Source organism: Tepidibacter sp. (genome assembly GCF_025210165.1).
Classification (GTDB): domain Bacteria; phylum Bacillota; class Clostridia; order Peptostreptococcales; family Peptostreptococcaceae; genus Tepidibacter_A.
Map to the genome: position 1 here is coordinate 17,761 of NZ_JAOASI010000079.1, position 23,403 is coordinate 41,163.

20 protein-coding genes and 1 other annotated feature are annotated in these 23,403 nt (G+C 30.0%); all 20 genes read right to left on the bottom strand.

The window, feature by feature from the left end:
- Positions 1 to 73: 73 nt before the first annotated feature.
- Positions 74 to 1,936 (bottom strand): ferrous iron transport protein B, encoded by a 1,863-nt coding sequence (feoB, locus tag N4A48_RS13535; RefSeq protein WP_293666805.1) that lies wholly within the window; start codon positions 1,934 to 1,936, stop codon positions 74 to 76.
- Between the two features lie 11 nt (positions 1,937 to 1,947).
- On the bottom strand, positions 1,948 to 2,166 hold the full coding sequence (locus N4A48_RS13540) for a FeoA family protein (RefSeq protein ID WP_293666807.1): 219 nt from the start codon (positions 2,164 to 2,166) through the stop codon (positions 1,948 to 1,950).
- 130 nt (positions 2,167 to 2,296) lie between these two features.
- Positions 2,297 to 3,535: a hypothetical protein gene (locus tag N4A48_RS13545; RefSeq protein ID WP_293666808.1), complete on the bottom strand. Its 1,239-nt coding sequence runs from the start codon at positions 3,533 to 3,535 to the stop codon at positions 2,297 to 2,299.
- A 113-nt stretch (positions 3,536 to 3,648) separates the two neighbouring features.
- Positions 3,649 to 4,428 (bottom strand): ATP-binding protein, encoded by a 780-nt coding sequence (locus tag N4A48_RS13550; protein WP_293666810.1) that lies wholly within the window; start codon positions 4,426 to 4,428, stop codon positions 3,649 to 3,651.
- Between the two features lie 18 nt (positions 4,429 to 4,446).
- Positions 4,447 to 6,333 (bottom strand): anaerobic carbon-monoxide dehydrogenase catalytic subunit, encoded by a 1,887-nt coding sequence (gene cooS, locus N4A48_RS13555; RefSeq protein WP_293666812.1) that lies wholly within the window; start codon positions 6,331 to 6,333, stop codon positions 4,447 to 4,449.
- Positions 6,334 to 6,693: 360 nt separating this feature from the next.
- The gene (locus N4A48_RS13560; protein ID WP_293666814.1) at positions 6,694 to 6,954 is read right to left on the bottom strand and encodes a DUF1292 domain-containing protein; all 261 of its coding nucleotides are present in this window, start codon (positions 6,952 to 6,954) and stop codon (positions 6,694 to 6,696) included.
- Positions 6,955 to 7,024: 70 nt separating this feature from the next.
- Positions 7,025 to 7,444: a Holliday junction resolvase RuvX gene (ruvX, locus tag N4A48_RS13565; RefSeq protein ID WP_293666816.1), complete on the bottom strand. Its 420-nt coding sequence runs from the start codon at positions 7,442 to 7,444 to the stop codon at positions 7,025 to 7,027.
- A gap of 9 nt (positions 7,445 to 7,453) precedes the next feature.
- Positions 7,454 to 8,404: an aldo/keto reductase gene (locus N4A48_RS13570; RefSeq protein WP_293666818.1), complete on the bottom strand. Its 951-nt coding sequence runs from the start codon at positions 8,402 to 8,404 to the stop codon at positions 7,454 to 7,456.
- 66 nt (positions 8,405 to 8,470) lie between these two features.
- Positions 8,471 to 10,612: a hypothetical protein gene (locus N4A48_RS13575; RefSeq protein ID WP_293666819.1), complete on the bottom strand. Its 2,142-nt coding sequence runs from the start codon at positions 10,610 to 10,612 to the stop codon at positions 8,471 to 8,473.
- 10 nt (positions 10,613 to 10,622) lie between these two features.
- Complete coding sequence (locus N4A48_RS13580; RefSeq protein WP_293666869.1) at positions 10,623 to 10,880, bottom strand: IreB family regulatory phosphoprotein; 258 nt, start codon at positions 10,878 to 10,880, stop codon at positions 10,623 to 10,625.
- An 85-nt stretch (positions 10,881 to 10,965) separates the two neighbouring features.
- Complete coding sequence (gene alaS / locus N4A48_RS13585; protein ID WP_293666821.1) at positions 10,966 to 13,605, bottom strand: alanine--tRNA ligase; 2,640 nt, start codon at positions 13,603 to 13,605, stop codon at positions 10,966 to 10,968.
- Between the two features lie 98 nt (positions 13,606 to 13,703).
- Positions 13,704 to 13,927, bottom strand: a binding site (T-box leader).
- Between the two features lie 54 nt (positions 13,928 to 13,981).
- Positions 13,982 to 14,170 carry a hypothetical protein gene (locus tag N4A48_RS13590; protein ID WP_293666823.1) on the bottom strand — a complete coding sequence of 63 codons (189 nt, stop codon included), beginning with the start codon at positions 14,168 to 14,170 and terminating at the stop codon, positions 13,982 to 13,984.
- 70 nt (positions 14,171 to 14,240) lie between these two features.
- Positions 14,241 to 15,326 carry a tRNA 2-thiouridine(34) synthase MnmA gene (gene mnmA, locus N4A48_RS13595; protein ID WP_293666825.1) on the bottom strand — a complete coding sequence of 362 codons (1,086 nt, stop codon included), beginning with the start codon at positions 15,324 to 15,326 and terminating at the stop codon, positions 14,241 to 14,243.
- A 139-nt stretch (positions 15,327 to 15,465) separates the two neighbouring features.
- Positions 15,466 to 15,912 carry a Fe-S cluster assembly scaffold protein NifU gene (gene nifU, locus N4A48_RS13600; protein ID WP_443081762.1) on the bottom strand — a complete coding sequence of 149 codons (447 nt, stop codon included), beginning with the start codon at positions 15,910 to 15,912 and terminating at the stop codon, positions 15,466 to 15,468.
- Positions 15,909 to 17,099: a cysteine desulfurase NifS gene (nifS, locus tag N4A48_RS13605; RefSeq protein ID WP_293666829.1), complete on the bottom strand. Its 1,191-nt coding sequence runs from the start codon at positions 17,097 to 17,099 to the stop codon at positions 15,909 to 15,911. The genes nifU and nifS overlap by 4 nt, the downstream gene beginning before the upstream one ends.
- A gap of 12 nt (positions 17,100 to 17,111) precedes the next feature.
- Positions 17,112 to 17,546 carry an RrF2 family transcriptional regulator gene (locus N4A48_RS13610; RefSeq protein WP_293666831.1) on the bottom strand — a complete coding sequence of 145 codons (435 nt, stop codon included), beginning with the start codon at positions 17,544 to 17,546 and terminating at the stop codon, positions 17,112 to 17,114.
- A 220-nt stretch (positions 17,547 to 17,766) separates the two neighbouring features.
- The gene (locus N4A48_RS13615) at positions 17,767 to 18,303 is read right to left on the bottom strand and encodes a DUF6155 family protein (protein ID WP_293666832.1); all 537 of its coding nucleotides are present in this window, start codon (positions 18,301 to 18,303) and stop codon (positions 17,767 to 17,769) included.
- A 565-nt stretch (positions 18,304 to 18,868) separates the two neighbouring features.
- Positions 18,869 to 19,540, bottom strand: coding sequence for an MgtC/SapB family protein (locus N4A48_RS13620; RefSeq protein WP_293666834.1), 672 nt, complete (start codon positions 19,538 to 19,540; stop codon positions 18,869 to 18,871).
- A gap of 899 nt (positions 19,541 to 20,439) precedes the next feature.
- Positions 20,440 to 21,810 (bottom strand): alanine/glycine:cation symporter family protein, encoded by a 1,371-nt coding sequence (locus N4A48_RS13625; protein ID WP_293666836.1) that lies wholly within the window; start codon positions 21,808 to 21,810, stop codon positions 20,440 to 20,442.
- A gap of 555 nt (positions 21,811 to 22,365) precedes the next feature.
- Positions 22,366 to 23,088 (bottom strand): glycerophosphodiester phosphodiesterase, encoded by a 723-nt coding sequence (locus N4A48_RS13630; protein ID WP_293666838.1) that lies wholly within the window; start codon positions 23,086 to 23,088, stop codon positions 22,366 to 22,368.
- Positions 23,089 to 23,403: the final 315 nt, after the last annotated feature.

The following is a 23,403-nucleotide window of genomic DNA, read 5'->3' on the forward strand; positions in this document are numbered from 1 at the left end:
ACTCCACCTTTCCTTATATAGACAAAAAATTCTCGAGCTGTTATGCTCAAGAATTTTTTGTCTATACTTATTATTATATTATAAACTGTGCTAATATTCCTCCAACTAAAAAAGATATAACAAAACTTCCTATCCATATAGCAGCAGATTCTTTCCAGCTTCTTTCCTTAAATATAACCATAATAGCGGCAATACAAGGAACAAATAAAGTTATAACTACTAAAGAAACTAAAAGCTGAGGTGTATTTAAAACTCCTTGAGATGCTAAATCTGTAAGTCCAGCAGCTCCAAAGTCCCTTCTTATAATACCCATAATAAAAGTTTGAGTAACTCTTGGGTCAAGCTTTAAGAATCCTTTTGTTATAGGAGCACATAAATTTATTATAGCATCTAATGATCCTGTATCTTGAAGAACAGTTATTATAATAGCTCCTAATACGAATAAAGGACCCGCTTCTATTATAAACATCTTAGATTTTAGGTATGTTTTCTTCATAACATTTGAAAATTTTGGCATTCTAAGCGGTGGTAAATCTATTAATAAATCAGTAGACTCACCATCCATAAATTTATTTAATAAAACTCCTACAATACCAAATACAAGTGTTATTGTAATTATATAAATAAGCGTATATTTAGATCCCATAGATGCAATAAGACCTGCTATGACTCCTAATTGTGCTGAACACGGTATTGCAAGACCCAAAAGCATAGTAGCGATAAATCTTTCTCTTTTTGATCCTAGTATTCTGGTAGTTACAGTTGCCATTGTTACACAACCAAATCCTAGTATTATAGGTATTATAGCTCTACCATTAAGTCCTATAAAAGTTAACATTCTATCAACTAATGTAGCTATTCTTGGAAGATATCCTGTATCTTCTAATAAAGATAAGAAAAAGTAAAACCCTACAACAAGTGGTAGTAACAGACCTAATAGATATATAGGAGCCATAGTTAAAATTCCAAACTCTCCTATTAATAAGTGTCCTATAAATGAGGTATCAGATACAAATTTTGTGGCAGTATTCATTATTAGATTGTAGTAATATTGCCCCATTATAATTTCTTCAGTTACACCAACTACAGTTTGAGCAACAAATACCCCAACAGCTTGGTATATCATATATAATGTTAAAAGTAATATAGGTATTCCTGTTAAAGGCTCCACCATCCATCTTCCTAGTTTAGTTCTAAATGATGCACCTTCATTAGTTTCTTTTACTATACTAGATATAACAAAATCTATCCTACTTCTTCTTTGCTTATATATTTCTTCTCTTAATTTAGGCGAATTACTTATATTATGCCTTTTTAGTAAATTCTCATCTTCTTCAAGTATTAATAATCTTTCTGAGTCAAAGTCTCCAATTTCTTGTATATCACTAGTTTTATCTTTTACTATTTCTATTCTATTTCCTAATCTTGCTTCATCTAAGCTATTTTTAACCTCTTCAAGACCTTGTCCCTTTATAGCACTAGTAGGTATTACTTTTACCCCTAGTTCTTTTGATAACTTTTCTATATCTATTTCTATTCCATTTCGCTTTATATCATCCATCATATTAAGAGCTACTATTACAGGTTTTCCTGTATCTATTAATTGCTGAGTTAAAAATAAGTCTCTTTCTAAATGAAGAGCATCTACAACATTTAATATTACATCTGCATAAAGTATTACATCTCTTGCTACTCTTTCCTCATCATTAAATGAAGATATTCCGTAAACTCCTGGAGTATCCATTACAACATAATTTTCAAATCTTCCTGAGCTTATATCTACCGTAGTACCTGGGAAATTCGATACATCAACATAAATACCTGTTAAGTAATTGAAAAACACAGATTTACCTACATTTGGATTACCTGCTAAGACTAATTTTATATCTCCATCTTTTATGGCTACGCTTGGATTATAAGTATGACATGTAGACATTTAGTTTCCTCCTATACTGCTTTTACTTTTATCGTTTGAGCTAACTTTCTCCCTATAGCTATTTCTTGAAATCTATTTTGTAGTACTATAGGACCTGCAAATACCTTTTGAGAACAAACTAAATTAGCTCCTTCATAAAGACCTAGTCTTATAGCTTGTACTCTAATTTTTTCATTTGGTATATGTAATATTTTTATTTTTTGACCTCTATCTATTTTATCTAAAGTCATTAATGTTCCTCCCACTCTTAATTTAAAATAGCTCGCATTTCATAAATACATTATATTTCATATGATAATGAATGTCAATATTGTGCTTATACAAAAAAAGAGGTTGTTTTAAATTAAAACAACCCATAAATTAATCACAAATATTATCCAAATCATCTAATTTAATCAATAATTCACAATAAGTTAACCTGAATAACTTCTTAATATAATAAAATGAAGGAACCTCTAAACTATCATACTGCTTTTTAGTTGGTTTTTTCCCATTTTCTTGTATGAATAACTCTATCTGATTCTTTATTTTCTTAAATATCTCATCTTCTGTTAATCCAAAATATCCTTCTATAAAATCAATTTCATTATATCCCAGATGCTTAACTAATTCTTTATAAGTAAAATTATAACGTTTCTTAATATAACCATAGGACGGTGTATCTAAAGTTTGGAATTCTTCTGTATTAGGTAATCTTGTTTTTTCTAATATAAAACTATTAATTTCACTTCTTAATTTCAAAAAAACTTCGTCATCTGTCATATATTTATATTTTTCTCCACGATTAACTGGTTCAAAGCCAAGCTTTAACAATAATTCATTGTAGGTAAGATTGTGTCTTTTTTTAAAATAAATTTCTGATGGTAGACTTAGTTTTCTATATTGAAACTGAGTGGGAACACTTTTGTTCTCATCAATAAATTTTTGAATTTCTTTTTTTGTAAGATCAAACAACTCATCTAGAGTATAATTTTTGTAAACAAGAGGTTTGTGCTTCATAGACAGTGAATATCCTAAATTTTCTAAAAACTCATCATATGTTTTTTCAAACCTCTGTTCATAAAAATCAACAGATCCTATTTTAAATTTGTTAAATGTTTTTTTATTGGGTAACCTATAGTTATTTTTTAAATATTCATCTACTTTCAATTTTACTTGTTTCAATAATACTTCATTTGGAATATGTCGATAAATTTTAAATCCTTTAATCTTATCATAATGAATTTTTTTCAAAAGCAAAGAATAAGTTATTTTAAATCTTAGTTTCAAATATTTTATAGAAGGAAGTGGTAATGTTTTATATATGTGTTCATTTGGAACGTAATGGTATTTATCAACAAAATCCTTTATGTTTTTTTTAATAAAATCATATATTTCATTTTCTGATAATTCTCCATAGTTTTTTATAATACTTGATTTAAATGGATCATATCCTATCTCTATTAATAAATCATTATACTCTAAATCAAATTCTTTTTTCATACATTTATAAACTTGTGGGAACTTCCTTTCAAACTCTTTTTCCGTTGGGAATGTACTAAAGAACTTCATACATTCTATTATTTTCTTTCTTATATCTGTCTTTTTGCTATTCTTCAATTAAACATCTCCTCTAATAGTGAATATAATTATATATATTATTATATAAAAATATATATAATTTTTAAAGCTTATTTATTCACTTAGAGAAACAACTATAGATGCTATAACTTTTATTTTAATAATAAATTTGTTAAATTTTCTTTAATAGCTCTTACACTATTAACAGTATCCTTGCATAAATCATATGGTGATAAATTTTGTCTATCTGAATCAATAACTTTTTCACCAAAATATATATTTCCTAAAATATCGTTTTTACTAACATTGTTCATTATATATTCTATATCCATTTCACTTCTTATCTTATTAGCTACTATAAATACTTTTTCAACGCCTATATCTAAAGCCATTTTTTTTACTTTATGATAAGTTTGAATACTTCTAATTCCAGGCTCAATTACAACAATGAATGCATCTACTCCTTTTGCAACACCTCTTCCTAAGTGTTCAATCCCAGCTTCCATATCCATGATCATTATGTCTTCATCTTCTAATATTAAATGATGCGTCAATTTTTTCAATAAAACATTTTCAGGACAATAACAGCCATTCCCTCCTTTATCTACAGTTCCCATATTCAATAAACTAATTCTTTTAAATTTATAAGAATATTTTTCTTTAATATCCTCCACCTCAGGATTTAGTTTAAACATTTTCCCAAACCCCTTTGCATTAGTACGTGTTCTTTCTTTTATAAATTCTTTCATAGCTGAAATAGGAACAATTTTATCTATAATTTCTTGAGGAAATCCTAATCCAAGAGCTAAGTTATCATCTGGATCTGCATCTACAGCTAACACATTTTTTCCTTCCGCCTCAAATACTCTACATAATACAGATGCAAATGTAGTTTTTCCAACTCCACCTTTTCCAGTAATAGCTATTTTCATATAATTTTTCTCTCCTTCTTATATACCTAGTCTACTTCTCTTCATGTCTATTCTTTCAATAATTTGATTAGCAGTGTTGATAGGATCTGTTTCTACAAAAAATTTTGATCCTGTAATTTCTTCAACCTCATTAGTTAAAAAACTTACCACCTTATCAGAACCTGTTACTTGAGGTATAACACCTAGCCAAGCATCAATTCCTGAGGCTATAACATACATACCAATAGCAACTGCTTTCTCAGACATCCATTCTGGAGCTGATCCCGCTAAAGGTAATGCTGAAATATCTACATTTAGTAAGTTTGCAGTTTCTCCTGCTAATTGAAGTATTCTACTAATATCTACACAAGATCCCATATGTAATACCGGAGGAATATCTAAAGCTTCACAAATACCTTTTAGTTTATTACCTGCAAATTTAGACGCTTCTTTATTAGCTAAGCCAGCTTTTGCTAATGCAGTAGCTGAACATCCTGTAGCAATAACCAATACATTGTTTTCTATTAATTTTTGAGCTATTTGTATATGATTGTAATCCTGTTTAATTCTTGGATTATTACAGCCTACCAAAGCAGCAATACCTCTGATACTTCCTCCTGTAATAGCTTTTATTAATGGCATTAATGTTCCTTTTTCATTTTCTTGTGCTACTTTATCTAAGTGTTCTACTATTGTTTCTACACTATATCCAACCATAAAGCTTGTTTTATTATCAGGAATGTAAACGTTTTCCTTATTTCTATTTTTATAATTTTCAATAGCTGAGAGAACAATTTTTTTTGCAGATTCATAAGCTATGTTTTCATCAAATTCAATATAATCAGATCCTTCAATACGTGCACAAGGAGAAGTAGTGATGAACTTTGTATGATATTTTTTTGATAATTCAGCTAAAGATGGAAAAATACATTGAACATCAACAATTACAGCTTCAACAGCTCCAGTAATAACTGCTAATTCTTGTTGAAGAAAATTACCTCCATTCTTAGTTCCATGTCTCATAGATAATTCATTTCCTGTACAGCACATACCAACTAAATTTATTCCTTGAGCACCTAATTCTTTTGCTTTTGCAATTAATTCTGGATCTGATACTGCTAATACAATCATTTCGGATAAACTAGGCTCATGACCATGTAATACAATATTTACTTGATCTTTTTCTAATACAGCTAAATTTGATTCTGTCTTAGTAGCTTTAGGAGTGTCAAATAATATATCACTAATAAAAGTTCCCATATACGACCCTGACCATCCATCAGATATAGCTGTTCTTAAGGACATTTTTAACATTTCGTTTGCATCTGCCATACATCCAATATGAGTTGCATGCATAATAGATACAACTTCTCTATCAATTGCTCTAGGCATTATTTTTTCTTTTCTCCATAAATCTTTTCTTACATTAGGTACAGTTTTTGGTAATGTTATTTCACCAAAAGGCTTTCCAAAATTATTTAAAGCAGTTTCCGAAACTTGACGACCAATCTCATAGATATCTTTACATTTTGTATCAATATCCCATTGTTCAGCTAATTTTTTTAATTTTTCACTATTTTTGATAATGTAATCTCCATTTGGTTCAGCTTTATGTAATAAATGAATAATACCTCTAGCATGATCCGAATGAGCAGCTGTTCCGGCTGCAACCATTCTAGCAAAATTTCTTGATACTATAACATCTGCAGTTGCACCACATAATCCTTTATCAGCTCCCTTTCCAGCAACAGGGCTAATACGGCAAGGGCCCATCGCACAATTCCTACAGCATAATCCCTTTACTCCAAAACCACACTGAGTTTTCATTTTTTCCATTCTATCCCAAATTGTTTCTGCTCCATCCTTTTCACCTTTTTTTATCAAAGATACCATATCACCATTTACCAAATTCTCATATTCTCTCATACAAGACCTCCTCTTAAAATTAAATTTTGTCATATTATGTCGTTTATTATTGTTATTATAGCAAATTTTTTTTCATATGGCAATTTTCTATTTATCTTTTTCAGAATATTTAAACTCTTAATTTCAAAGTACAACATCTGAAAAAGCTGAATTTCAACAATATTAGATCTTCCATAAAAAAATATTTTATATTAACATATTTCCCTGTCAAATTTTATTGTTTTTCAACCATCACTTGTATAGTTGCTATTCATCAAAGTCATATAAGTCAAAAACTTTATACAATCTTGTAGCAAAAAAAAAGAGGCTATATCAAAGTGGTTGAAAAGTCACCTTGATATAGCCTCTTTAAATATTATATTATTCTAATCCTTCTTCTTCCATTAAAGTATGATATACAGTAACTACATTTTCATACTCTTCATCATCTTCTATAGGAACGATAGCATACTCTCCATCTATTTCTTCTTCCATTCTGAATATATATGCTTCTTCATCATCATTTTCTTCTAAAGGCATAAGTATTGCATATTCATTACCTTGAGCTTCTAGAGTCATTATAACTTCAAATTGAATTTCTAACCCATCTTCGTCTACTAACGTTACTATGTTTTCTTCCATAAAGTCACCTCATTAAATTTTATATTTACTATTATTATATACTAAAATTTTTAAATTTAGTATATAAATATTATATATTTCTTTTCATATCTAGATATCCTTGTAAAATAAGTACGGCAGCTAGCATATCTATTACTTTTTTTCTTTTTTGTCTACTTACATCAGCTTGAATTAAAGATTTTTCAGCTGCAACAGTTGTAAGTCTTTCATCCCAAAATTTTATTTCAAGATCAGTTATAGTCTTTAATTTTTCAGTAAATTTAACAACCTTCTCACTTTGAGGTCCAAGTGTTCCATTCATATTTTTAGGAAGACCTACAACTATTTCTGCAACTTCTTTTTCTTTTATTATTTTATCAATTTCTTCTAAATCTTTTTTTATTCCTTTTCTTCTTACAGTTGTGATTCCTTGAGCTGTAAGCCCCATCAAATCACTAACTGCTACTCCTATTGTTTTGTTACCTACATCAAGTCCCATTATTCTTTTCATAAACTCCTCCTAAATTATCTTTATGCAAAAATCTTTACAATACTTTGAACAATATCCGCACAATACACATTTATTTTTATCTATAACTACTCTATCATCAATTATAGACAATGCATTATGTTGACATTTAGCTACACAAGCACCACACCTCTGGCACCAATTAGCTATTTTAAGTTCTCTTTTTTTATTATTTAATTTATTTTTTATATTATCAGGTATATCTTTTTTTTCAAATTTATATATATTAGCTATTACTTCTTCCTTTGATTGCATTCCTATAGCTATTGAATCTATTATACCTAAGTTTAGCACAAAATCTAAGGATTCATCATATGAATGTATTAAATTTCCTCCACCAAGAGGCTTCATAGCGTATATTCCTATATTATTTTTTTTAGCTTCTCTTATAGCTTCTAGCATATCTTCTATAGTTCCATCATGTATTCCAATACCTGCTTTATTAACTATTGGATGGATAATATCTATTTCATCAATTTTAGAAGCAGCTTTTACTGCTGATACTGTATGAGTAGATATTCCAACTGATCTTATATAGCCTTTTTCCTTCATTTTAATAAAATATTCCATAGCCTCCCAATGACCTCTTAGTGTATGTTCACTTTCTTGTTCATGTAGCAAGAATCCATCTATATAATCAGTATTCATCTCATTCATTGCTTTTTTAAGACTTTTCTCTGCTGTATCTTTAGAATAAGAATAAGATTTAGTCATAAGTATTATCTTATTTCTTTGATAACTTTTAAACGCTTCATTTATATGTTTGTATGTACCATAAAGCTCTGCTGTATCTATAAAGTTAACACCTCTTTCAAAGGCTTCAATTATAATTTTTGCTCCATCTTGTGAATTGAAGTTTCTTTGAAGAGGCCCTATTGTTAATCCTCCAAAACACATTTTAGAAACTTTAAACCCACTTTTACCTAATATATTGTAATCCATACTTTTCACACCCTCTAAATATACTTAACTTCTCAAAATAAGCCCCTGATTAACAGGGACTTAAAATCATTTTGATATATCAAGTTCTTTTGTAAGTAATACAAGAACAGGTATTATAACGTAAGCTATACTAGTTGCAGCTGCAACTACACCTGAATCATTAACTAAAAATCCTACTATACTTGCAACTATAATGCTAGTCCACCCTTTAGCAAGATATATGTATCTATCACATACTTTTTTAAATATTCCAACTGGTTTTTGAAATAGTACAACAACTACTAAAAGCCCTAATATTAAAACTCTACTCCAAATAGATACTCCTATTAATTTCATATTCATCTCAATTTTTCTAGTTATTATCTGAAGTATTATAAGAGGTCCTCCAGATAATATTTTCTTTATAGCTCCTGCTAGATGTGATTGACTTTTTATAAAATATATATCTATTACAGCCATAGTAGATACTACCCCCACAACAGCAATTCCTATAAAGATTATCTTCTTTAAGTCTATTTTTATATCGTAAAGTCTCATTATTAAGTACAAGAATGAGAATACCGAGGTTATAGTACCACCTACATTAGCTCCCATTTTGGGATGTCCAAGTATTACTATTGATAAAAGAAGTATAACAGATGCTATTTTTTTATTTATTATATTTTTTTCTAAAAAACCTACAACTGAGAACACTAAAGAACCTATTAAAACTCCCATATATTCATTTCCTATACCATAGTATCTAGCTCCAATTATAGGATCATATCCAAGCAATGAGCTTTTAATCATATTTTGGCCTGTAGCAGCATCTATTAATACTCCTAATGCAACCAATGCACTAAGAAGTATCAATTTGCCCAAATCATCTTTTACAAGCTTATATACTAAGAAATAAACAATTATTAATAATCCTACTATACAGGTTATTATAGATCCTTTAGTTGAGTAGTTAAACAAAGGTGCTATTAATAATACAAAAGGTATAGCTATTGTAAATTTCAATATAGCACACAGTATCTTAAATATATTTTTAGGAATCTTATCTCTAAATAATATTGCTACAAGCATTATCATCCACATTATCATCTCAAACGCGGCATAAGTATACAGGACAGGTATTCTTATTTTCATATTAGACACTATTTTGTCGTAATCTTTTAATAAAAATTCTATATTTTTATCATATAGAATCTTTTGTATACTCTTTCCTAATATAACCTCTGATTTTATTCCAAAATATTCGAATATATCAGCTGATATATCTAAATTTGATAAAACACCTTTTCTTCTAGTTGTTCCAGATGTTAATAATCCTTTCTCTTCCTTATCAAACACAACTATAGGAGATAATCTATACCCATTTACATAGTCTTGTTTTTTAGGATAAGGACTAGTAATATACACTCTATCGTTTTTATTCGTTATTTCAAATACTTCTTTTAAATAATCACTTATATTAGAATATATTTCTTTTTTCATTTTTTCATAAGAAGCTTCATTTAAATTTTCTTTGTAAAGATCTAATCTATAAGTGTCTCCAAGTTCTACTATAAGTAAATCATTTTCACCATAATACTTTCTTGTTTCCTCTTTTAATTTATCATAGTCTGTTCTTATTCCAAAGGGCATAGCCCCATCTTTAACATTTATATCATCTATATTTCCACTTTTTATCTGCCCATTTTGATCCATTCCTATAAGAGCTATTTCTCTATGCTTTTCTTCATCTGTATCTGAATTTCCCAAAACAGCTAAACTAAGATTGTTATTATTAAATTCATATCCAATAGCTCCTAAAAAAGCCCCAAATTTTCCTCTTTGATTAGATGAATTAGTTTTATTAATATTTAAATTATTTATATATTCAGGATTTATTCCAGTTCTTCTAAAATATATTTCTTTATTATCTTCATCTATGGTTTCAAAGTCTATATCTGATGGATTTATATAAGCTCTAGTTCCAGCTCCTATACTTGCATAAGACTTTATATCAGAGGTTCCATTTGAGCCTTTTACATTCATAAGTCCTATATATCCAGTTTTATTAATTTTATCATTTAAATATTGTATATTTTTTAAATCATCTATACTGGTTCTATTTATATTTATTAATATAACTTTTCCTTTTTCATTTGCAAAACTCATATCAGGTACAGAATTAGTTAGTACGATTAATAGTAAGAATAGTACTAAAAACTTTTTTTTCAAACTCGTCTACCTACTTTCCTTCTAAATATTTTTTTAGAATTTCTTCTAATATCTCATCTCTTTCATATTTTTTTATTAAGCTTCTAGCATTGTTATGACTAGTTATATATGTAGGATCTCCAGACAAGAAATAACCTATTAATTGATTTATAGGATTGTATCCTTTTTCAACTAAAGCTGCATAAACACTTTCTATTATTTCATCCACACTTAAGTTATCTTCTTTTGGTGCTTCAAATTTCATAGTATAATCCATATTTTCCATAATTAACACCTCTTTTGTATATTTTTGTTCATATAATAACTTATTATAACATAAAACAGGAGCATTAGTTTGCCCCTGTCTTTATTATTTATTTCTTAATTTGATTCTCTAGTATTTCTTTTGCCTTCATTAATGCATCTGCTATCTTGGAAGAATCCTTACCTCCAGCTTGTGCCATGTCCGGTCTTCCTCCTCCTTTTCCACCAGCCATCTTAGCAACCTCTCTTATAATATTACCAGAATGAACTCCTTTTTCAACAACATCCTTAGTAGCAGTAACTATAAAGTTAACCTTATCACCTGATTTATTAGCTATTACAACAACACCTGATTTAAATTTATCTTTTAAATTATCTCCCATATTTCGTAGGGCATTCATATCCATATTTTCAAATTTCGCTGTTATTAAATTAACACCATTAATTTCTTTTCTAATAACAGCATCATCAACTGAAGCCATTGCTAATTTATTCTTTATACTTTCTAATTCTTTATTAGAATCTTTAAGTTCCTCTACAACAGACTTAGCTTTATTTACAACATTATCTTCTTTAACCTTTAAAGTAGCACATACTTCACTTATAACACTTTCCTTTTTATTTAAATACTCATAAACACTAATTCCAGTTATAGCTTCAATTCTTCTAACTCCTGATGCTACACCTGATTCTGAAAGTATCTTAAACATTCCTATTTGAGAAGTATTATTTAGGTGTGTTCCACCACAAAGCTCAATAGAGTATTCTTCCATAGAAACAACTCTTACAACATCTCCATATTTTTCTCCAAATAAAGCTGTAGCTCCCACTTTTTTTGCATCATCTATAGACATTTCCTCTGCACTAATCTCTAATGAATTCATAATTTGACTGTTTACTATTAATTCTATTCTTGAAATTTCTTCACTTGAAATACCTTCAAAGTGAGTAAAGTCAAATCTAAGTCTTTCATCAGTTACGAGTGATCCCGCTTGTTGTATATGATCTCCTAAAACTTCTTTTAATGCCTTGTGAAGAATATGAGTTGCAGAGTGATTTCTAGCGCTATTCATTCTTATATTCTTTTCTACTAAACCACATACCTTATCATTAACCTTAACACTTCCTGTTTTTATTGTAACTTCATGATGTATTCTATTATTTATACCTTTTTTTGTATCTAATACATCACATTCAAAGTTATCGTTTGATAATATACCTTTATCTCCTGCTTGTCCTCCACTTTCTGCATAAAAAGGAGTTTTATCAAGTATTACAGTTACCTTTTCACCATTATGAGCCTCAGTTACTATTTCATTACCTTTTACTATAGCCTTAACTATACACTCTTCTTCTAACGATGTATATCCTACAAACTCACTAACTATATCCTTATCAATTTTTGAGAATACATCCTCTTTCCATCCTTCTGATTCTCCATTTTGTCTTGCATTTCTAGCTCTCTCTCTTTGCTTTTGCATTTCTTCTTCAAAAGAACTTTCATCAACCTCAAGATTTTCCTCTTCAAGTATTTCCTTAGTTAAATCTATAGGGAATCCGTAAGTATCATATAATTTAAATGCATTTTCTCCTGATAAAACTTTTTTATTATTTTCTTTTAGTTCATTTATATAAGACTTTAATATTTCTATACCTTGATCTATAGTTTCTTCAAATCTTTCTTCTTCTATTTTAAGAACCTTTTTAACATAATCTTTTTTCTCAACAAGCTCTGGGTAAGCATCTCCACTTATATCTGCAACCATCTCCATTAATTCATATAAGAATGCTCCTTTTATACCAAGTAACTTACCATGTCTTGCAGCTCTTCTTAAAAGCCTTCTAAGAACATATCCTCTTCCTTCATTTGAAGGCAATACTCCATCTGCAATTAAGAAAGATGTAGCTCTTATATGATCAGTTATTATTCTTATAGATGTATCTATTTTATTATCTTTTCCATATTCAGTATTAGATAATTTAACTATTGAATCCAGTATATATTTTATAGTATCAACTTCAAATATATTATCTACATCCTGCATTATACAAGCTATTCTTTCAAGACCCATACCTGTATCTATATTTTTATTTTCAAGTTCATTGTAGTTTCCTTCTTCATCTTTATTAAATTGTGTAAATACGTGATTCCAAAATTCTATATATCTATCACAATCACACCCTGGCTTACAATCTGGATTGTCACATCCATATTTTTCACCTCTATCATAATATAGCTCTGAACAAGGTCCACAAGGTCCAGTTCCTATTTCCCAAAAGTTATCTTCCTTTCCAAGTCTAACCATTCTCTCTTCTGGGAATTTCATTTCCTTACTCCATATATAATAGGCTTCATCATCATTTTCATATACAGAAACCCACACCTTATCTTGAGGTACTTCTAAGTGCTCTGTTATAAACTCCCATCCCCATTTTATAGATTCTCTCTTAAAATAGTCTCCAAAAGAAAAGTTACCTAACATTTCAAAGAAAGTACCGTGTCTTGCAGTCTTTCCTACATTTTCTATATCTCCAGTTCTTATACACTTCTGACATGTAGCCATTCTTTTATTAGGTGGTACTTCTTTTCCCATAAAATACGACTTAAGTGGAGCCATTCCAGCATTTACAAGAAGTAAGCTATTATCATTTTGTGGAACTAGTGGAAAACTTCCTTTTGCTAAATGTTCTTTTGTTTCAAAGAAATTTAAAAATCTACTTCTTATTTCATTTAATCCTAATTTTTTCATTTGTATCCCTCCTAAATTTATAATCATAACTATGTATGAAGTTTCTGTCCATTTTAACTAATTATTCAAAAATAAAAATCCTCGCCTCTATGAAAGAACATAGGGGCGAGGATTGATTTCGCGGTACCACCCTACTTCAACTGCAAAGCAGTCTCAGGATAAAGCCTTAGTTTTAACGGAGTCACATCCGACGTCTTCTACTTATTTATTTCAAAAACGCTACTCCGAGACAGCTTCGACAGATCTATCTAGAAACCTTCCAGCCTAGGATTTCCTCTCTATAAGAATCAATCAATCTACTAATTCTCTTCACAGTATTTAAGTATAAAATTTTACATAATTAAATTTTATATTCAAAATCGAATTATGTCAATAATTAAAAGAAATTTCTATCCATTCTATTCATTACTTGATTTGCAACTCTTGCTACATTTCTTCCTGTTTTATACATTCTTCTTCTTTGTCCCATATTCATTCTAGATACCGCATACATAGAAGCTGCTGCTCCTATTACTCCACCTACAACCATAGGATTTGTCACAATATTCTTATCGTTATTTCTCAATGTACTTCACCCCTTTCTAAAATTATTTTTTACAAAGGGGAAAAATATATACCGAGTAAAATTTTCATATTTAGATTCTTTTTTCTATTATAGCTCCACCTATCACAATATCTTTATCATACATAACAACAGATTGTCCAGAAGTTATTGCTCTTTGCTTTTGGTCAAATACTATTTTTATTTTATCTTCTCCTACTTTATAAACTGTAGCATCTTCTGGTTTACCAGAATATCTAACCTTAGCTTGAACTTTAATAGGTTCATCTATATCATCAAATGGTATAAAATTCACATCAGTAGCTATTAATCCTTGACTAAATACATCATCATGATCTCCTAAAACTACTGCATTCTTCTTTGGTAATATATCTACTACAAACATAGGCTTTCCAAGAGCTATTCCAAGTCCTTTTCTTTGACCTATAGTATAGTGTATTATTCCCTTATGCTTTCCTAATATATTTCCTTCTTTATCTATAAAATATCCTTCTTTTATCTTTTTATTCGTATGACTCTTTACATATCCTGCATAATCATTATCTTTTACAAAGCATATTTCTTGGCTATCAGGCTTATTTGCAACTATAAGTCCAACTTCGGCTGCTATTTCTCTTATTTTATCCTTTGTATAATATCCAAGAGGAAATAAAGTATGCTTAAGCTCATGTTGAGTCATATTATATAAAGCATAAGTTTGATCTTTTGCATCAGTTATAGATTTTCTTAGTAAGTATCTATCAGTAGATTCATCATACTCTATCTTAGCATAATGCCCCGTAGCTATATAATCACAATCTAGTTGTTTAGCTTTTTCAAAGAACTCTCCTGATTTAATATACTTATTACATGCTATACAAGGATTAGGAGTTCTTCCCTTTGTATATTCATCTACAAAATAATCTATTACCTTTTCTTTAAAAACTTCCTTAAAGTTCATAACATAAAAAGGAATTCCTATTTTATTTGCAACTCTTCTAGCATCTTCAACAGCAGATAGAGAACAACATCCTCCTTCTCTCTCCATTATTTCCTCATCTTCATCTTGCCAAAGCTTCATAGTTACTCCTATAACATCATAACCTTGCTCTTTTAGTAAATATGCTGCAACAGAGCTATCTACTCCACCGCTCATACCTATCATTACTCTTTTATTCAATTAAACCACCTCTATCTATTCTTATGATTAATCTTTGAGATCAAATTATTCGCATTTTCGATCTTTAATTCAAAATTATACAAGTCTATTATATAATATTTTTAAAAAAATTAAACCCGGGAATTTTCCCGGGCAATTTTTAATATTCTTCCTCTATATCATGGTGATGATCATGATCATCATCTATTTCTACATCTTCAAGTCCATCTACATGAACATTGTGTCTTTGAGCATAGTCTATTATAGCTGACTTTATAGCTTGCTCTGCTAAAACTGAACAATGCATTTTAACTGGTGGAAGTCCATCTAAAGCTTCAGCAACTGCTTTATTTGTAAGAGTTAAAGCTTCTTGAAGGCTCTTTCCTATTACCATTTCCGTTGCCATACTTGAAGTTGCTATTGCAGAGCCACATCCAAATGTTTTAAACTTAACATCCTTTATAATCTCATCCTCTACCTTTAAGTAGATTTTCATTATATCTCCACACTTAGCATTTCCAACTTCACCTATACCATCTGCATTTTCTATCTCCCCAACGTTTCTTGGGTTCATAAAGTGATCCATTACTTTTTCTGAATACATTATTTGCTTCCTCCCTTAGCTACCTTTTCATATAGTGGCGACATCTGTCTTAATCTATCTACTATCTTTGGAAGAGTTTCTAAAACGTAGTCTACATCTTCCTCTGTATTTTTATATCCTAATGATAATCTTAAAGATCCATGTGCTATTTCATGTGTAAGTCCTATAGCCATTAATACATGAGATGGATCAAGCGATCCTGATGTACAAGCCGATCCACTAGACCCTGCTATTCCCATCATATCAAGACTTAATAAAAGTGATTCTCCTTCTATAAATTCAAAACAAAAACTTGTATTTCCAGGTAATCTATAATCCAAGCTTCCATTAACTCTTGTATAAGGTATTCTTTCTAAAACACCATTTATAAGTCTTTCTTTAAGCTTGGTTAATCTTTTTATATTTTCATCTAAATTAATTCTTGCTAATTCAGCCGCTTTACCAAAACCTACTATTCCAGCCATATTTTCAGTTCCAGCTCTTCTTCTTCTTTCTTGTGCTCCACCATGAACTATTGAATGTAACTTTACACCTTTTCTTATATATAAAGCTCCTACTCCTTTTGGTCCATATATTTTATGAGCTGACATAGCCATTAAATCTACATTTAAATGTTTAACATCTATGTGAACATTTCCTATAGCTTGAACTCCATCAGTGTGGAATAATACTCCTCTTTCTTTAGCTATTTGCCCTATTTCTTTTATAGGCTCAACTGTTCCTATTTCGTTATTAGCAAACATAATTGATATAAGTATAGTTTTGTCTGTAATACTATTTTTAAGCTCTTCTAAATCTATTCTTCCTTCAGAATCAACATCAAGATAAGTTATTTCAAACCCATGATGTTTTTCTAGGTATTCACAAGTATGAAGTACAGCATGATGCTCTATCGTAGTAGTTATAATGTGATTTCCTTTTTCTTTATTAGCAAAAGCAACCCCTTTAATAGCCCAGTTGTCTGCTTCTGATCCGCCACCAGTAAAGTATATTTCTGAAGATTGTGCATTTATAAGCTTGGCTACTTGATCTCTAGCTTCATCTAAAGATCCCTTAACTTCTCTTCCGAAGGCATGTACACTAGATGCATTTCCAAATAAATCATTGTAGTACGGAAGCATAGCATCAAGAACTTCCTTCTTCATAGGTGTTGTAGCTGCATAATCCATATAAACTCTTCTTTTTTCCATTTTCGCATCCTCCTACTTCATTTTATCTCTATTTTTGTTTTTATGATCATCTACCATATTCTGTAATGTAATTGAGTCTATAACAGTGTCTACACTTTCTTTGATTCTTTCCCATACAACTTGAGTTACGCAATGTCCCGATCTTTTGCATTCTGTCTCTTTCTCAAGTACACAGTCTGAGGGAGCTATAGGACCGTCTAATATTCTTATTATATTTCCTACAGTTATATCATCAGCATCTCTTGCTAATAAATATCCACCTTGTGCTCCTCTTATACTCTTTATAAGTCCAGCTTTTCTAAGCTTTGAAAATATCTGTTCTAAGTACTGTTCTGATAAATTTTGATTTTGTGCTATATGTTTAAGTGGAACTGGTCCATCATCTTGATTCAATGCGAGTTCAAACATAGCTTTTAAGCCATATCTTCCTTTAGTTGATAATTTCAAAATATCACCTCTTTTAATTCCTAGTGTTTAACTATGAATTCTGAGTTAAGTATATTATACCCAAGTAATTTTGTCAACATTCATTTCAATAAATTTTTATGTGAATATTTTACCAAAATTCGCATATGCTCATCTTTGTAAGCTCATGTGTTTAAGCTCAAAATAAATGGGATTAAAATACCGAGAATGATTTAAATTCCATTTATTTTTAAGTCTTGATTTAATCATCATAATTTACATAGTAATAATAGAAATTATCATTCATAGAATCTTTAAATCCCCAGCCCATATTATTTATATTTTCAACAACTTCTTTAGCTCTTTTATTAAACTCCTCTTCTAATTTATTTTCAAAAATATATTTCAATGCATCTTCATATGCGTTTTCAATATTTGTATAAAACCTTTCGTCTATATCTCCAAATTCATTTGTAAACTTTACCCCTATTTCTGTATAATAAAGCATCAAATCAGCTATATTTTTATGATTATTTGATATTTTCTTATAATCTTTAATAGCATCTTTTACAACTTTATATCTCATTTTTTCAGACCCTCTATCAGGAAAAAACTCTTTTTTTATTATACTTTTATATTTTTCTAATATTTCTTCTTCATTTTCTGGATTGATTTTTATATTATAATAATTTTTTATTTCTTTATAGTTCTTGGCAAGTGCTACTATTTCATTTCTTAGCTCTTCTTCACTTAGTGTTTTTAAATATTTTTTTAAATCTGTTATTTTTAAATTTGACATTTTTACCTCCTTGTATATTTAGTTTATACGCAAAATAAATCATAAAAAGGTGTTTCTTTTTTTGGGTCAAGACCATTATATGGTATATTATTTTCTGTAGACATTCGTATTCATCCTTTGTTTATGTTTTCTGACAGAAATATAATAGTATAAAATGTTATGAATGTCTATTTTAATTCAATAATTTGTTATGGAATTTGCTCATTTAAAGCAACATTGTATTTTTTTACATTTTATGTAAATTATAATTTTCTAAAAACAACAGACTCAGAGCAAGACCACAATCACACTACAATATCACTCTCAAAGAAATTCTTAATCTTTTACTCACCCACAAGATGAACAAGTTTTGATGGGCTAAAAATCATTTATCTATTAGTTATGGCTGATGTTCTTCTGTATTGGTTTGTTTTACAAAAAAGGCTATTCCTCTCCCACTTATAAAAGAGGGGAGAGGAATAGCCTCAGGGCATTAAAAACTTAAATCATTTACAAAGATTTCAAAAGTCAAAAAGAGAATTACTATCGCATCAAAACTTATATAGATTCTCTTTCTATTTATTTTTTATACAATACTAACTCTCTCAATTCCTTCATATACACTTAGATCGTGTATAATCCTTGATTCATTTAAGTTTTTAGGAATTAATATAGTATATATGGCTGTTTTTAAAAGTGATTCATAATCTTCATCTATATAAAATCCTATATTTTTGATTTTAATATTTCTATTTTCAAGATATTCATATACGCACTTAGTTAAATCTTTCTCACTGGAATATTCTATTTCAATTTTTATAATATTTGTTCTTTCTATAATCCTCGTTTCAATTCTTTTCAAGGTTACTAATACTCCGTACATTCCTATTGTAGCTACTGCTGCTAAAAAGTAATATCCCATTCCTATAGAAAGCCCTATACATCCAACTACCCATATACTCGCTGCTGTTGTTAATCCTTTAATCGAGCCCTTTTCATGTATGATTGTTCCTGCACCTAAGAAACCTATTCCTGAAATAACTTGAGCACCAATTCTTCCAATATCAGCTTTTAGTGCATTTGCAAGCTGGGGATTGCTCCCTATCATTTGAACAGTATCATCTATCATATGCACTTGTATCATAGATATAAGGGCTGCTCCAACACAAACTAATATATTCGTTCTAAATCCAGCTGGTCTATTTATAGGAATAGGTAAGACTTTGAAATTATCGCTATCTTTTCCCCTCCTCCACACCGTACGTGAGACTTTCGAACTCATACGGCGTTCCATCAACAAAATTTTACTCTATTGGTATATTGAATACTCAGATATTTCTTATTTTCTTGACTTGTGGCTATCCCTCCACTCCTTATTATCAGAGTTTCAACGGTACTATGCCACTACTTTCACTGATATAAAAACAAGTTATTAGCATCTCTACATTTTCCTTGTTACCATTTCACTGGAAATAAGCCCTCCATGCTATCAGCTTACCACGTTCCAATAGTTTTATCCTTACATGATACCCTTAGGTAATTCCTATAAGCCTGCTTGCTTGATACTGCCTTTAACAGTTTAAGGATTTTCATAACATAGAATCTTACTCACCCTCACAAACACCACATCTTGAGCAGTCATAGCATTTCTGCTATGTAAATATCTAGACCCGTACATTCGGAATTTCGTCAGTTACCTTTGTAACCATTCTTACCATAGGTATTTTATGGACTCCCGACCTATCATACACTCGACCACCTCTGGTTCGCTTTTCCTCAGCCTTACCCGTAGGGTGTACTCTCAGCCGACTTCACCGAGCTTATAACGCTTCTACTCTTATTAGTTTCCACGCTATTCGGAGTATTAGAGAAAGCCCTTCAAGGCGTTACCCTCTCATTTGACTTTTCAAACTATTAGTTCTTAAACAATTTTATTGTTTAGGCAATACTTTTAATATTGCAACGTGTCGCACCTATATTCTCTTTCATATCCTATAATGCCTCCAACCAATATAGATAGAACCAACCTTAATATAACTTCGCTATTTTCCACTTTTACCCTCCTATTTTCTTCTTTATTTTACAATTGAAAAGACGTGTACAATGATTACTCATTTGTACACGTCTTTTATCAAAGTTTTATATGATAATTTTCTATTATCTATTTCCTATTTCTTCTTTGTTACCTAGCTTTGAGAAATAGTCCTTTGTTTGTGCACTAACCTTAGGGAATAATACGATTAATGCAATCATATTTGGTATTACCACTAATCCCATAGCCAAATCCTGAATAGTCCATACAAGACTTATTTTATTTGTAGCTCCCACTATACATAAAAATGGGAAAATATATTTAGCTTTAGATGTTACATTTGGTCCAAAAGCATAAGTGAAACTCTTTGCTGCGTTGAACCATTGTCCCATAAGTGTAGTAAAACAGAATACAAGAAGTGCAAATGCCCCTGCATGCTTTAATGGCGCCCACATTGTTCCAAAAGAATTTATTGCCATAACTGCTGCATTTGTACTAGGATCAGTATATATTCCAGTTACACCAATAACTAAAGCTGTTATTGTACAAACAATTATAGTATCTAAGAATACCTCTGTAACACCAGTTATACCTTCTTCAACTGGATGAGAAACGATTGTAGAACCATGTGCAAATGGAGCAGTACCTTCACCAGCTTCATTTGAGTACATACCACGTGTTATACCAAACTGCATAGCTCTTGCGATTACAAATCCACCTGTACCGCCTCCAACAGCTTGGAATGAAAATGCTTCATGGAATATTGTAGCAAATACACTTGGAACACTTTCTATGTTTAGGAATATAACAAGTACACCCACAACAATGTAGAATATTGACATTACAGGAACTAGAGTTGTAGCTATATTAGCAACTCTCTTTAGACCTCCTAAAGTTATAACCATAAGGAAACATATTAAAAATATACCTGTAATATGTGTTGGTACTCCATAATTTGTATTAAGTATTCCAGCAATCGTGTTAGATTGAACTAAGTTAGCGCCCATCATCTTTGTACACATTAACACTGCTATTACAACACCTAGCCAAGGCATACGTAGTCCATCTCTTATGTAGTACATAGGACCACTTAAAAGATTTCCCTCAGAGTCTTTACCACGATACAACTGAGAAAGTACGATTTCACCATATTTTAATGCCATACCAAAGAATGCAGCAATCCACATCCAGAATATTGCTCCAAGACCTCCAGAAACGATAGCAGTAGCAACACCAACAACGTTTCCTCCTCCAACATTACCTGCAAGAGTAACCATCATCGCTTTAAATGATGAAATAGAACCTTGTCCTTTTTCACTGTTTCTGTCTTTGAATGAATCAATTAAAGTCTTTTTTATGATAAAACGAAAATGTTTTACCTGAACAAAACCGTTAGTAATGGTATATAAAATACCAAGTCCTAATAATACATATACCAGCCATTTCCCCCAAATAATTGAGTTTAAACCAGCAAGAATATTTTCTAATTTATCCATTATTCTCAACACTCCTTCATTTTAACTTATATTATTAACCCATTGATATGAGTTATAAACAGAATTTAAGCTTAATCTTCCATTTCAAGACTTTGTATAATGCCCCTATATCATATATATTTTTTACCTATCCCCTAGTACAAATTATGCTATCATAAATAATTTAGTTTATCCGAAAGCTAAGAGTTCTAAGACTCCATCCTCTTCAGATTGGAGATGAGAACTCTACAGCTTCTGGATAAGTTCAACTAACCTTCAGATGGAGTTACAAACTCCACCTGAAGATAAGTTTCACTTGATAACTGTCTTAAGCTTAAAATTATCTCACCCCCCATAATACAATTTATTTAAATCAGTTTAAACATATGTATATATATTTAGTCCATTGAGTACTATCTTCAATAAGTTATCTTAAAATATCTGCAATTTGAGCTAAGGGATCATGATTTTTCATAGCATTATACTTTTATGAGCAAGCATGCTCTATATCATCTCTTATGTTTTTTTCGTTATTAAACTTAAACCCTTGGTTTTTCATTAAAAATGATTCACTCATTAGGCCTGTCTAACTTTATTTACCATGTCTGGGAAATTTCCTATTACTATATCGATTCCCTTGTTAATCAGATTTCTTACATCTTCTTCAGTATTCACTGTATAAGTGTTTATTTCAATTCCATACTGCTTTATTTCCTTTACTACTTCATTCGTAAGATTTCTAAATAGAGGATGATAACACTGAACACCCATATTATGAGTATATTTTCCAGCATCTATTAGCCAAGTTTCACTAAGCAGACCATACTTTAAATTTGGAGCTATCTTCTTCATTCTAAGTATGCTGAAATGGTTAAAGCTTGAGATGATAACCTTTTCCTCTAGCTTATACTCCTTTATAAGATCCCATACTTTTTCTTCTATTCCTAAATATTCAAAAATACCCGTTTTTAATTCTATATTTGTAACAATATCTTTATCTTTTACAAATTCACAGTATTCTCTTAAAGTAGGTATTTTATTAATTCCATATTTTCCAGTATATATATATGAAGCATCTAATTTTGAAAGTTCTTCATATGTATAATCTTGTACTCGTCCTTCTCCTCCAGTTGTTCTGTTAACAGTTTCATCGTGAATGATGACTACTTGTTCATCTTTTGTCAATTGAACATCTAATTCAACACCATCCGCACCAATTTCTATTGCTTTTTCAAAAGCAAGCATTGTATTTTCAGGATATTTTCCGCTAAAACCTCTATGTGCAAAATTTTTAATCAATTTCTTATCCTCCTAAAAAAATATATTTTATTTTGTATCAAAAAACGATTTCACGAGGAAGTTGAATAGCTAAATCAAGTTTTTACATACTATTTACTGCTGCAATAACAGGATTTGCTTCTATTTTCTCATACAATTGATAATTCATATACATCCTCTCCTAGGATAGTCACCATAATTTTAGCCCCTTAAATAGATATTGGTGACATAAAAAAAAGCGTATAAAATCAAACCCATTTGCATAGGTCTATTTGTACGACTCTCCATTCCTCATGTCTTTTTATATTAAATTCATGGATACTATATCATATATTT

Coding starts and splice junctions, on each gene's coding strand:
- alaS (WP_293666821.1), bottom strand. CDS start 13,605: ATGAAAAAATTAGGATTAAATGAAATAAGAAGTAGATTTTTAAATTTC.
- N4A48_RS13570 (WP_293666818.1), bottom strand. CDS start 8,404: ATGGATTACAATATATTAGGTAAAAGTGGGTTTAAAGTTTCTAAAATG.
- ruvX (WP_293666816.1), bottom strand. CDS start 7,444: ATGAAAAGAATAATGGGACTTGATGTAGGTAACAAAACAATAGGAGTA.
- N4A48_RS13625 (WP_293666836.1), bottom strand. CDS start 21,810: ATGGATAAATTAGAAAATATTCTTGCTGGTTTAAACTCAATTATTTGG.
- N4A48_RS13615 (WP_293666832.1), bottom strand. CDS start 18,303: ATGTCAAATTTAAAAATAACAGATTTAAAAAAATATTTAAAAACACTA.
- N4A48_RS13540 (WP_293666807.1), bottom strand. CDS start 2,166: ATGACTTTAGATAAAATAGATAGAGGTCAAAAAATAAAAATATTACAT.
- feoB (WP_293666805.1), bottom strand. CDS start 1,936: ATGTCTACATGTCATACTTATAATCCAAGCGTAGCCATAAAAGATGGA.
- cooS (WP_293666812.1), bottom strand. CDS start 6,333: ATGAGAGAATATGAGAATTTGGTAAATGGTGATATGGTATCTTTGATA.
- N4A48_RS13560 (WP_293666814.1), bottom strand. CDS start 6,954: ATGGAAGAAAACATAGTAACGTTAGTAGACGAAGATGGGTTAGAAATT.
- N4A48_RS13550 (WP_293666810.1), bottom strand. CDS start 4,428: ATGAAAATAGCTATTACTGGAAAAGGTGGAGTTGGAAAAACTACATTT.
- nifS (WP_293666829.1), bottom strand. CDS start 17,099: ATGGAAAAAAGAAGAGTTTATATGGATTATGCAGCTACAACACCTATG.